The sequence below is a fragment of the Haloferax sp. KTX1 genome (assembly GCF_902410085.1).
GTDB lineage: Archaea > Halobacteriota > Halobacteria > Halobacteriales > Haloferacaceae > Haloferax > Haloferax massiliensis.
In genome coordinates, this window is the sequence record NZ_CABPRH010000003.1 from 152,387 (window position 1) to 164,467 (window position 12,081).

A 12,081-nucleotide genomic window follows, 5' to 3' on the forward strand; every position below is an offset into this window, starting at 1 on the left:
TACGCCGCACCTAATGGCGTTGAACTCGCCGAAAAACGCCGACAACGACCCCTTATCTCGCGTATAATAAGGCCCGTCGTTCGACTACGGCGGGGTATGCAAGCTATCCTACTCGCGGCCGGGCGAGGCACACGCATGCGACCGCTGTCGAACGAAGTTCCCAAACCGATGCTGACCGTGGCCGGACAGCCGATCGTCGGTCACACCGCGGAGGCGGCGGTGAAAGCCGGTGCCGACGAACTCGTCATGGTCGTCGGCTACGGCCAAGAGACGGTGCGCGAGTACTTCGGCTCGTCGTACCGCGGCGTCCCGGTCTCCTACGTCGAACAGGACGAACAGCAGGGGACCGCGGACGCGGTCCGCGCCGCCGAAGAATACATCGACGGCGCGTTCGCCGTCCTCTACGGCGACAACCTCTACGACCCCGAGGGCATCGACAGCCTGTTCGACGCGGCCCCGAGCATCGCGTCGATTCGCGTTCCGAACCCCGGCAACTACGGCGTGTTGAACGTCGCAGACGGCGCGGTGGCGGAAATCGTCGAGAAACCCGACGCCCCCCGAAACGACCTCGTCAACGCCGGTGCGTACGTGTTCCCCGCGGAGGCCCGCGACATGTTGGACGTGCCGCTGAGCGAGCGCGGCGAGCGCGAACTCACCGACGTCCTCGACCGAGTCATCGACCAGTTCAACGTCTCGCCGGTGACGCTCGACCGCTGGATGGACGTGGGCCGGCCGTGGGAACTCCTCGAAGCCAACGAGTGGAAACTCAAGACGTTCGACCGCCGCATCGACGGCGACGTGAGCGACGACGCCACGGTGCAAGGCGACGTGGTCGTCGAAGCGGGCGCGACCGTCAGAGACGGCTCCGTCGTCGAGGGGCCCGCCTACGTCTCGAAGGGAGCGACGGTCGGGCCGAACGCGTACGTCCGCGGCTGCACGTTCGTCGGCCCCGGCGTTCACGTCGGCCACGCCGTCGAGATCAAAAACAGCGTGCTCCTCGCGGAGACGAACGTCGGCCACCTGTCGTACGTCGGCGACAGCGTCGTCGGCCGCCGCGTCAACTTCGGCGCGGGGACGAACGTCGCCAACCTCCGGCACGACGACGAAGACGTCTCCGTGACGGTCAAGGGCGACCGCGTCTCGACCGGCCGCCGAAAGTTCGGCGTGGTCGTCGGCGACGACGTGAAGACCGGCATCAACACGGCGCTCAACGCCGGTGTGACGCTCTCTGAAGGCGCTCAGACGGCCCCCGGTGAGACCGTGACGACCGACCGATAACGCGGCGACAGCGACGAGGCGACCTCCTTCTCGCACCGGTTGCGACGTCTCGGTACAGTCCGAATCTCCCCGCACCGTCGCACGCTCTCGTCAGTCGTCGTCGTGTCGAGGTGAGTCAGCACCGACAGCAGTCCGTGGCGGCGGGGCACGAGCGAGACGACATCGCGAGCGCGAGCCGTCGGTCAGTCGGGGGAGAAGAAGCGGAGACTCAGGAGTCGGTCAGCATCCGAACCGGCGGACACAACACGTCGTTGGGGGTGAGGATGCTGTCGTCGTCCGCGGCGTTCATCCACGTCGTGATGTCGTTGATTCGCAGCTTGACTCTGACCGGAAGCTCGTGGATGCTCGGGTAGCCGGGGAAGAGCTTGCGGTCGAGTTCGTTCCGGTCGTACTGCGCCTCCATGTCGGGCCACGGCGAACTGAACGGGGAGACGCCCGGCACTTTCCGCCGGAGGAACTTCTCGATTTGGTTCTTCCGGAACGAGTCGTGCGGTCTGTCCGGCGGGCGGTGGCGGAAGATGTCGGGGTTGAGTTTCCGCATCGCCGCCATCATCGTGTTCGTGTTGCGCTTTTCCGGCGGCGTCTTCAGGTGCCAGTCGATGAGTTCGGCGTCGGCGGCGACGAACGACTCGATGTAGTTGTCGGACAACTCGAAGTGGAACGGGACCGACGGCTGGTTTTGGATGCCGATGAGTTCGATACTGTCGTAGACGTTGTCGTAGCGGCCCGACCACTTGTCGAGCTGCTCGTCGACGACGTCGTCGATGAACTCCATGCTCGTGTCGAACTCGTCGTAACACTCGGGGAAGACGTGGTCGCACGCCGGGTGGTAGCCGAACTTCGACGACAGCACCTCGGCGGGGTCCGGGTCGGGGTCCAGCCCCTGCAACGGGAACCGATTACCGAACACGTCGACGACGTTCTGGGGGAGGAAGTGTCCGCGGAGGAACGTGTCGAAGAGCAGTCCGTGAAAGACGGTGTCGACGTCCATCTTTTCGTCACAGCCCGCGTGGTGGATGTGGACGGATTCACGCGTTCCGAGGGAGTACTCGATGACGTCCTCGTCGACGTTGATGTAGTCGTCGTCGGGGACGAGGGTTTCGTGGTCAGCGCCGTACTGGTGGGCGATGTTCCGGGCGACTTCGACTTCCGGATGGTCTGGCTGGCCGAGCGTGTAACAGACGTCGATGTCGGGGTGCTGGGCGACGATCGCCCGCGAGTCGTAGCCGCCGCTCAAGAGGACCCCCTGCCTGCCCGGGAAGTTCGTCCGGCGGGCTATCGCCCGTTCGAGGCGCGCCGCGAGTTCGTCGACGTAGTCGAACTCGTCGGGGTCGGCGGGGTCGTAGACGAACCGGGAGAGCGACCCCGACTCGTCGGCGGTGAAGTAGCCGTCGAACGGGATGCAACTGAGTCGGCTGTACACCGTCCGGTCGTCGACGACGACGCCCATGTGGATGTATTCGAGGAGACCGCGGGTGTCGACTTCCAGATCGCGGGCCGCCGAGAGGACGCGTTGCGGGTTCGTACCGAACACCCGCCCGTCGGGCGTGTCGGTGTAGAAACACTGCCACGTTCGGGCGGGGTCCGAGGCGACGATCGCGTCGCCGTCGAGTTCGACGAACACGAGGAACGACCCGTTGAGTTCGCCGAACGCGTCGGGTCCGACCTCGGCGTACCGCTCGAAGGCGTGCTCGGCCGCCGGGGCCGAAACGTCGTCGGGCGAAAACGCCTCGCCCCAGACGATACAGCTCCCTCGTTCGTCTCGATACGTCGACGAGCGTCCGGGAAAGCCGAGCGCGGGGTCGCGGATGGCGACGGTTGCGCGCTCACCGTCGGCGACCCAGTCGAAACTCGAACGAGACGCGAGGTCGTCGAAGGCTCCGTCGTCGTCGAGGACGCCAAACAGTTCTTTGTTCATTGTGGATGGCTGGTTTCCGTGGGGTTACTCGACCGTGACACTCTTGGCGAGGTTTCGAGGCTTGTCTATCTCGCGGTCCAACTCGGTCGCACAGTAGTACGAGAGGAGCTGTAACTGGACGTTCGCAAGGAGGTTCGTACAGACGGGATGCCTGTCGGGGACGTAGAGGTGCTCGTCCGCGGCGTCCATTATCTGGTGGTCCGACGGGCAGATGGCGACGATGGGCGCACCGCGGGTCTTCGCCTCCTTGGCGTTTGTCACCGTCTTGTCGCTGCCGTCGGTACAGACCGCGAAGACGGGAGTTCGGTCGGTGACGAGCGCCAGCGGGCCGTGTTTGAGTTCGCCGGAGGCGAACCCCTCGGCGTGCTCGTAGGTGATCTCCTTGAACTTGAGCGCGCCCTCCTTGGCGACCGAACAGCCGAGTCCGCGGCCGATGAAGAAGTACGCGTTCATGTCGAGGTACTCGCGGGCGAGTCGCTTGGCGTCGCTCGTCTGGAGCACCCGTTCGACGGCGTCGGGGAGGTCGGCCATGTCGGAGACGAGTCGGTCGAGGTTGTCCGCGGGGACGCCGGAATCGACGATATCCGAGAGGTGCTGGCTGAGGAGCGTGAGGACCGCGGCCTGCGACGAGAACGTCTTCGTGGCCGCGACGCCGATTTCGGGGCCGGCGCGGATGTAGACCGGCTCGTCGGCCTCGCGGGCGGCGGTCGACTGCACGACGTTCGTCACCGCGAGCGTCTCGACGCCCTCCTCGTTGACCTGTCGGAGCGCGCTGAGCGTGTCCGCCGTCTCGCCGCTCTGGGTGACCGCGATGAACAGCGTGTTGTCAGTCAGCGACCCCGTGGTCAGGTCGTACTCGCTCGCGCGAATCGCGCGCGCCGGAACGTCACAGCGGTTCAGGAGGCTCGCACCGAACAGCGCGGCGTGGTACGAGGTGCCACATCCGACGAGCTGGACGGAGTCGACCTCCGAGAGGTCGGTCTCGATGTCGAGGTCGATTTCGCCCGACGCCGGGTCGAGACGCCCTTCGAGCGTCTTCTGGAGCGAGGTCGGCTGCGTGTGAATCTCCTTGAGCATGAAGTGGTCGAACTGCCCCTTGCCGGTCTCGTCGGGGTTCCAGTCGACCGTCTCGACTTCGCGCCGCACCGTCACGTCGTCCTCGTCGGTGATGTCGACGCCGTCGGCGCGGACCTCGACCGTGTCGCCGTCTTCGAGGTAGACGACGTTCTTCGTGTGGTCGAGGAACGCGGGCACGTCGCTCGCGAGGAAGTAGCTGTCCTCGTCGACGCCGAGGACGAGCGGCGACCCCTGTCGCGCGGCGTAGATGGAGTCGTTGCCGTCGATGACGACTGCGATGGCGTAGCTCCCTTCGAGCGTGTCGACCGCGTGCTGGAACGCCGCAAGCGGCTCGTTTCCGCGGTCGAGGTAGTAGCTGACGAGGTTCGGAATGACCTCGGTGTCGGTGTCGCTCGTGAACTCGTAGCCCTTCTCTTCGAGGGTGTCCTTGAGCGCCGCGTAGTTCTCGATGATGCCGTTGTGGACCGCGGCGACCTGGTTCGTCCGGTTCGTGTGCGGGTGCGCGTTCTCGTCGGTCGGCGGCCCGTGGGTGCTCCATCGCGTGTGTCCGATACCGAGCGTCGCGCTCGATTCGACCCCGTCGATGGTCTCTTTGAGGTCCGAAACCTGACCCGAGCACTTCCACACGTCCAGTCCCGAGCCGTTTTTCACCGCGATACCGGCGGAGTCGTAGCCGCGGTACTCCAGTTTTTCGAGCCCGGTGACGAGCGGGCTGATGGCCCGTCGTTCACCGACGTGAGCGATGATTCCGCACATGTTAGCGTTCCTCCGCGTGTCGGGAAACACGCGCCGTGCCGGTCGTCGTTGGCTGCGGACGGTTCAGAGCGGACGAGGTGGCGGCGTTCGGCCCCACCCGGTGTTGTTTGCTGTGTGTCATGGGTTGCGAGGTCGACAGCGAGTTGAGCTGCCCCTGGAACCATGATACGAAGAAGCGGCCATTACTATAGACGCGCTAAGGGATGGCTCCGATTTCGAAACCGATACAAAGGCACCGTTGTCGTTCGGTTTCTTCGAAACGACGCGGTGACGGGCGAACGGCGGATTAGGCACCGAACAGTCCGCGGGACGGGCGGTGCCACGCTTTACACGGCCGATAATAATGCCGGTCACGTCCCGGGTGTACTGTATGGTTGACCGAGAGACAGACAGGCGAAGCATTCTCAAACTATCCGGCGTCGCGGCCATCGCCTCGCTGAGCGGTTGTGCGAGTTTCGCTCGGCAGGCGAACACCGGCGGGGAAACCACGACGGCGAGCCAATCGGGGGGACAGACGACCACGGCGCGGCCCGAGACGCAGACGGCGGAGGGCAACGAAACCGACGCGGACTCGTCAGACGAGATGGGTCCCTTGACGGTCTCCGACCCGTCGTTCGACCTTCCGACCGAGTCCCTCCCGTCGTTGCAGACCGACAACCGTTACCCGACTGTCGGGACGGCCGACACGACGGTGACGGTGTACGGGAACTGGAAGTGCCCGTACACCCAGGAGTTCGTCCAGCAGCAGTTCGGCACGCTCATCGAAGACTACGTCGCGACCGGCGACCTCTCCGTCGAGTTCCGGAACGTGGCGTACATGGACGGCGACCCGTACCTCGGGCCGGACGCGCCCCGCGCGAGCGAGGCCGGACTCGCCGTCTGGAACATCGACCCCGAGTCGTTCTGGACGTACTTCGCGTACGTCTTCGCCAACCAGCCGCAGGAGCGCTACGACTGGGCGACCACCGACAACCTCGTCCGAATCGCCGAGGAGGCGGACGTGAACGGCGTCGACCAGATTCAGCGGGCGATTCGGTCGCGCGCGTACGCCCAGAGCGTCCAACTGTCCGCCGACAGCGCGGCCGAACTCGACATCACGACCGTCCCGCGGGTCGTCTCCGACGACGAGGTGACCGCGCCGACGGTCGACTTCGAAGCCACGAGAGAACAGCTGGAACGGGCCGCCGGCGGTTCGACGTTCGGTGAAACGACGACCGAGAGCGACGACTCGTTCGGCGGGAACTCGACGGAAAACGACACGTCGTTCGGTGAGTCCACGACCGAAAACGACACCGCCTTCGGGTCGTCGTCCGGCGGAAACGAGAGTGGCACGGCGAACAACAGTTCGACGACGTTCGGAAGCGACGAAACGACCGAATCGGACAGCGACGACGCGTTCTAGTTCTCCGCGGCGCTGTCTGGGTGGTACTCTTCGGTTGTGGGCCGTCTGCACCGGCCGACTGCGGTGAGAGGTGCAGTTCACACCGTCACACGAGTTATTCTTCCAACATTTATTGTCCGTGCGACAACAGCATCGCTGTGGCCGAGTTCAAACACGTCTCGATCGGTGTTCTCGTCGGCATACTCGCAGGCGGCAGTTACTACGCGGACGGTCAGTGGGACCCGCAACTGCTGTTCTGCCTTATCCTCACGTGGGGAGTCGCCGGTTGGCTACTGGTGCGAAATCGCCGTGCGCTCAGTAATATGCCAGCCCTCCACCAGATTCTGTTTGTCGGGTTGGTGTCTTTCGTACCCCTGTACAGCATTCACCCCGAACTACCGCTGGGAAGCCTTCGGACCGTTCTCGTACTCCACGCGATGGGGCTCACCGCTGCCGGCATCGGATTCGGCGCCGAGATAGGCGCGTCGCCTCGCAGAGAACAGCGTACGACGACGACCAACTCACTCGACGAGTAGGCATCACCGGCCCGTCACGGAACCCATGACTAACCTCAACTACGACGAAGCGGCGGTCGCTCGTGAAGAGGCAAACTACCAGACGGCGACTGCTCGGGCACGTCGGGCGTTTGTCCGCGAGCAGTTGAACCTGAAGTCCGGAGAATCGGTCCTCTCTATCGGCTGCGGCCCCGGGTTCGAACCGTCGGAACTCGCATCACAGACGAACGCATCCCGCGTTCTCGGAGTCGACTCCAACCCGGCGATGCTCGCTGTTTCCCGGGATCGGTGTCCAGACGCTGTCTCACTCCTGCGCGGTGACGCGACGTCCATCCCGGTCGCAGACGGGTCCGTCGAGACGGCCGTGTCGGTACAGGTCTACGAGTACATCGACGATATCGATGCCGCCCTCTCCGAACTCCATCGCGTTCTCGATTCCGATGGGAGAGCGGTGATTTATGCAACCGACTGGGAATCGCTCGTCTGGCGCGTCCGGAACAGCGCGCGTTCGAACCGTGTCCTCTCCGCGTGGAACGAACACTGCTCACACCCACACTTGGGGTCGACCCTCGAACCGAAACTCCGAGCCGCCTCGTTCGACGTGACGGATATCGTTCCCTATACGCTCCTGCTTACGGAACTCGGACAGGATTCGTTTGCATACTATCTGTTGGCGTCTATCCGAGAGTTTGTCACACCTCGGCTCGGAGCGGAAGTCGCGCGTCAGTGGGCCGAAGACGTCCGAACTCGTGACCGGAGGAGTGAGTCGTTTTTCTCTCTCACGCAGTTCTGTTATCTCGTCGAGCCGGTGGACGAGTGACGCAACAGACGGGTCGGTCCGTAAGTCGCCTGCACCGACCACACAACGCAAAAAAACAACGACCGCGAGCAGAGCGGTCAGTTCGCGCCGGGGAGCGAACAGATGGTGACTTCGCCGTTCGCGTAGACGTAGTTGGTCGTCGGCGGACAGACCTCGGTCTTCGACGGGTCGAGGTTCGTGGCCGTGTCCTGTTCGTTCGGGAAGTACGAGGCGCTCTGTGACTGGTACTCCCGGTAGGCCGTTATCCCCTGTGGCACCGGTCTGCCGTCTTCCACCGGTAAGGGTTCGGCCGGATACGCGTCCGTTCGCTCCCACACCGTCCCGTACGGCAGGTCGGTGTAGAGTTCACCGCCCTGTTGGGACGAGCGGGCCGAGCCGTACGTGTCGATGGCGGCGAGTTCCTGTTCGGTGTACGAGAGCCGCTCGTGTTGGTTCGGGAACGCGGGGCTGTCCATCGCGCCGTCGTTCGACATTATCATCACGTTCGGGTAGACGAGCACGAACAAAAGCAGGATGACGCCGACCACCTTGAAGGTGGTCCGGTTGGCGAGGTGTCGGAACCCGAGGACGCCGATGATGGCGAGGAGGGCGTAGAGGTACGCGAACCAGCGACCGGGGACGAAGCTCTCGATGCCGACGAGCGGCAGTCCGAGCACGACGAACAGCATCGCCACGATAGCGCCGACGAACGTGTACGTCGTCTGCGTCGCCCGCGAGCGGTTGAGCACGGTGAGACAGCCGATGAGACCCGCGAAAACGAGCAGGAGGAACCCGGCTTCGGTGACGTACGTCGAGAGCTGCGAGAGGAACGTCTGTCCGGCCGAACCGGCCGCACCGGACGCGCCGGCCGACCCGCCGCTTCCCCCCACGCCTTGGAGGAAGCCGGCGTTGAACAGGTTCACGATGAGGTAGTTGATGACCGTTTCGAGGAAGGTATCACCCTGGTACGGCGTCAGCGACCAGGTGAAGACGATGAGTCCGAGGTTGAACCCGACGAGCCCCGCGAGGTTCACGGGGTTGGACCCGCCGCTGGAAAACGAAAGCGGGTCCGGGTCCTCGGTGAAGAAGTCGAACCGGAGCAGCACCTGCGCGGCGAACCCCGCGAAGAGGACCACCAACATGATGAACGACGACACTTGGTGGGTGAGGATGACGGCGGTGCTGAACAGGACGAGGAGACCGAAGTCGCGCCACCGCTCGCTCGCGTGCGTGATCCGCACGAGGCAGTACAGACACGCGAGGAAAAACAGCAGCCCGAGGCTCGTCGGGATGAGGTGGATGCCCCAGCGGATGACCTGGTCGCCCATCGCGTACAGCGCGCCGGCGGTGAGCGCCCAGCGAAGCGGCACGAGGAGTCGAGCCGTCCCGTAGACCAAAAGCGGCACGAGCGGCATCACGACGCCGACCGAGAGGTACAGCGCGTTCCGAAGCGACAGGCCGAGGAGGTGCGTCGACGCCGCCGCGAGGAGGTGGAAAAGCGGCGACGCGTAGTACTTGACCTCGCTGATTGCCGACAGCGAGTCGGCTTGCAGGATCATCTGGACGAACGTCGTGTGCGACCAGATGTCGATGCCGATGTACCCCGGGGCGGTGTAGAGCGCGGCGAACCGAACGACGAACGAGTACACGATAATCTCCGCGAGGAAGACGCTCGGACGCAGTTCGCTGTCCGGCGCGAGCAGTATCTGTCCAAGGAGGAGCGTGCCGACGACGCCGCCGACGTCCATGAAGAGGACGCTCCGTTCGTCCTGAATGACCGCGAGCACGACCATCCCCGCGAGGCCGAGGAAGACGCCGGCCGAGGTGAGCCGAACGAGCGACGGCGCGAGCGTCGGGAGCCCCTCCGTAGTTCCCCTCCCGCGGGCGGCCGCGAGATAGAGGAGGCAACCGACGCCGAGGATAATCGGGAGCGTCACGATGAAGATCTGCGACGAGAGGAATCGCAGCGGGAACAACGCGAGCGCGAGCACGACTCCGAGACCCGCCGCGAGCACGTCGAGTTCGGCTCGTCGCAATCGGCCGTATATTGATGAGAGCATCGTTATGTATGGTGAGAGTTGAGTTTCGAACTGAGTCCGTCAGATCGTGGTCGGGTCCTTATCGGGGCCGTAAAACACGTCTTGCCAGTCGCGGGTCACGTGGGTTCCCCACTCGATGTCGAGTTCGGGAAGCTCCTGTCCCATCGCGTACTGCACGCTGAGCGCGGGGATGTTGGCACCCGCACCGACCGAAGCGGTGACGGACGGGGAGAGTCGCGGATGGATGTCGACGAGTTTCGGCCTGCCGGCGGCGGTGTATTTGAACCGGAACGTGACGTTGTACTCCAACCCGAAGACCGAACAGAGCTCGCGGGTGTCTCGCAGGAGTTCCGGGTTCTCTTCGACGGTTCCGACGAACGAGGCGTCGTCGCAGGCCTCGTTGTGAGACCGGGAGACGAGAATCGGCGTCTCGTCGTCGCGGACGAGCGCGTCCACGGTGTACTCCTCGCCGGGGAGGAACTCCATCACGATGAGTTCGGGGAACTGGACCGTCTCCTGGAGGACGGGCAGCACGTCGCCCAGCGTCGTGACGGTGCTGTTCGGTTTCTGGTTCAACAGCGCGTTGAACCGGTCCATGTCCGGGTCGAGGACGCGAAAGCAGCGCATGTCGGTGCTCACCGGCGGCTTGAAACAGACGCGGCGGTTGGGGTAGCCGAGCGCGTGCACCGCGTCGAGGAACTCGTCGTACGTGGAGACGCGGTAGAACTCGGGTGCCACCGGGTGGGCCTGCTTGACGAGTTCGTCGTACAGTCGCCCTTTGTCTCTGGCAACCGACAGCGCCTGCGACGAGAGGGCCATCACTTCGATACCCTCGCTCTCGAAGACTGGCTTCGCTTCGGAGAGGGGGCCGACCTCCGCCGCGTTGAGTGGGAGGATTACGTCGGCGTCTTCGCGGCGAGCGACCGCCAGCAGGTCGGAGACGAACGCGTCGGTGTCGGCAGCGGAAACCGTCTCCGCCGTGTCGACGAGGGTGAAGCCGTAGGCGTCCGGGTCCGTGTCGACGCCGACGATGTGCGCGTCGAACGCGTCGGCCCGGCGAATCGCCTTGATGATACCCGAAGCGCCGACGGCACCGGCGCCGGTCACCAGCACGGTCACATCACCGTCTCGGCTCGACGGTCGGACTGTATCCAGCAGTGTCATCGAGACGAGACAGACACCAAGGGCCCCTTATTATATAGCAGATAAAGGCGTGAAGCGCCGAAAATCGACGTGTCGTTCGGAGTCGACGCGGTCGGCGAACGGGCGTGAAACGCGCGTTCGAAAAACTATTCCTCGGTCGCCAGCACCCGCTCGACGATGACGTCCGTCGCGTCGACGTTCTCTTCGAGAAGTCGCCGTCGGCGCGCCTCCCAATCGGCGTCGGTCGACCGGAGGATGTCGACCGCCTGATTCGCGGCGCGTTCGTTCCGCCGCTCGCCGTGATAGCCGAACAGCAGGTCGAAGGAGGCGAGGTCGCGCATGAGTCCGGGGTTCGCGCTGTGGACGTAGACGGTCGGCGTCCCGAGGACGGCGCTTTCCGAGGCCATCGTCCCGCTCTCGCCGACGAAGAGGTCGGCGTACGCGAGCACGTGGTGGATGAGATGCGGGTCGACGGTGATGGCGTAGTCCGCCAACGCGGGCGGGAGGGAATCGCCCTCCGCGGAGATGAGGACGGTCGCGCCCGCGTCTTCGAGGCGACTGACGAGGCCGGTGAGTCCGTCGAGACCCTCGTCGCCGACGTCGTGTGCCGCGCCCCAACTGACCAGACGGACGACCGCGTACGTGTCGTCGGCGTCGACCGGGAGGCCGTCGAGCGCCGCCGGGTCGGGGTCGAACCGGTCGGGATGGAGGTACGCCAGTTCGTGGTAACTCGGGTATCGGTAGTGGTTCGACCCGGCGTCGTCGCGGTAGCATTTCGGCGTCGCCACCTCGTCGGCGAAGGGGAACGTCAGCGCGTTCGAGAGTGTCGCGTGCTCCGTGTCGGTGAAGACGACGCAGTCGGCACCGACGAGCGTCGCGACGTGTGCGGCCTCGAACCCCCCGATGGAGGCGACGACGTCCGGGTCGATGTCCCTCGCGGCGCGGAAGAGCCGATACTCGATGCCGAGGGTCGACAGCGCGACGCCGGCCAGCGAGTCGCCGCGGGAGCCAACCACCTCGTAGTCGATTTCGTACTCGTCGAGGAGGTCCAAGGCGACGTCCTTGTCGAGGGCGCGGACGTGCACCTCGTGGCCGCGGGCCTCGAACTCGTCGATGGCGTGTTTGAAGAAGTGGACGTGCGCGGGGTGCTGAATCGTGATGAGGATGTCCATCGT

The 12,081-nt window shown here is 64.8% G+C and carries 9 protein-coding genes; 4 read left to right on the forward strand and 5 right to left on the reverse strand.

The window, feature by feature from the left end; all coding sequences use genetic code 11:
- The first annotated feature begins 96 nt into the window (after positions 1-96).
- On the forward strand, positions 97-1,278 hold the full coding sequence (gene glmU / locus FY251_RS07015; RefSeq protein WP_148414075.1) for a bifunctional sugar-1-phosphate nucleotidylyltransferase/acetyltransferase: 1,182 nt from the start codon (positions 97-99) through the stop codon (positions 1,276-1,278).
- Positions 1,279-1,486: 208 nt separating this feature from the next.
- On the opposite strand, the gene FY251_RS07020 is transcribed toward glmU, so the two are convergent.
- Together FY251_RS07020 and glmS are read right to left on the reverse strand one after the other, a co-directional pair.
- Complete coding sequence (locus tag FY251_RS07020) at positions 1,487-3,196, reverse strand: asparagine synthase-related protein (RefSeq protein WP_148414076.1); 1,710 nt, start codon at positions 3,194-3,196, stop codon at positions 1,487-1,489.
- A gap of 24 nt (positions 3,197-3,220) precedes the next feature.
- Positions 3,221-5,029, reverse strand: coding sequence for a glutamine--fructose-6-phosphate transaminase (isomerizing) (gene glmS, locus FY251_RS07025; protein WP_042666557.1), 1,809 nt, complete (start codon positions 5,027-5,029; stop codon positions 3,221-3,223).
- Positions 5,030-5,399: 370 nt separating this feature from the next.
- On the opposite strand from glmS, the gene FY251_RS07030 reads away from it, so the two are divergent.
- From FY251_RS07030 to FY251_RS07040, 3 genes are all read left to right on the forward strand, one after another.
- Positions 5,400-6,431, forward strand: a complete 1,032-nt coding sequence (locus tag FY251_RS07030; protein ID WP_148414077.1) for a thioredoxin domain-containing protein — start codon at positions 5,400-5,402, stop codon at positions 6,429-6,431.
- A gap of 137 nt (positions 6,432-6,568) precedes the next feature.
- Positions 6,569-6,946: a hypothetical protein gene (locus tag FY251_RS07035; RefSeq protein WP_148414078.1), complete on the forward strand. Its 378-nt coding sequence runs from the start codon at positions 6,569-6,571 to the stop codon at positions 6,944-6,946.
- 25 nt (positions 6,947-6,971) lie between these two features.
- The gene (locus FY251_RS07040; RefSeq protein ID WP_148414079.1) at positions 6,972-7,745 is read left to right on the forward strand and encodes a methyltransferase domain-containing protein; all 774 of its coding nucleotides are present in this window, start codon (positions 6,972-6,974) and stop codon (positions 7,743-7,745) included.
- A gap of 77 nt (positions 7,746-7,822) precedes the next feature.
- Here the strand turns inward: FY251_RS07040 and FY251_RS07045 are convergent, their stop codons facing one another.
- The 3 genes from FY251_RS07045 to FY251_RS07055 all read right to left on the reverse strand — a co-directional run bounded on the left by FY251_RS07045 (position 7,823) and on the right by FY251_RS07055 (position 12,078).
- Positions 7,823-9,760 (reverse strand): glycosyltransferase family 39 protein, encoded by a 1,938-nt coding sequence (locus FY251_RS07045; RefSeq protein WP_255516608.1) that lies wholly within the window; start codon positions 9,758-9,760, stop codon positions 7,823-7,825.
- A gap of 63 nt (positions 9,761-9,823) precedes the next feature.
- Positions 9,824-10,876 carry an ATP-grasp domain-containing protein gene (locus FY251_RS07050; protein WP_255516609.1) on the reverse strand — a complete coding sequence of 351 codons (1,053 nt, stop codon included), beginning with the start codon at positions 10,874-10,876 and terminating at the stop codon, positions 9,824-9,826.
- A 176-nt stretch (positions 10,877-11,052) separates the two neighbouring features.
- Positions 11,053-12,078, reverse strand: a complete 1,026-nt coding sequence (locus FY251_RS07055) for a DUF354 domain-containing protein (RefSeq protein ID WP_148414082.1) — start codon at positions 12,076-12,078, stop codon at positions 11,053-11,055.
- Between the last annotated feature and the right edge of the window lie 3 nt (positions 12,079-12,081).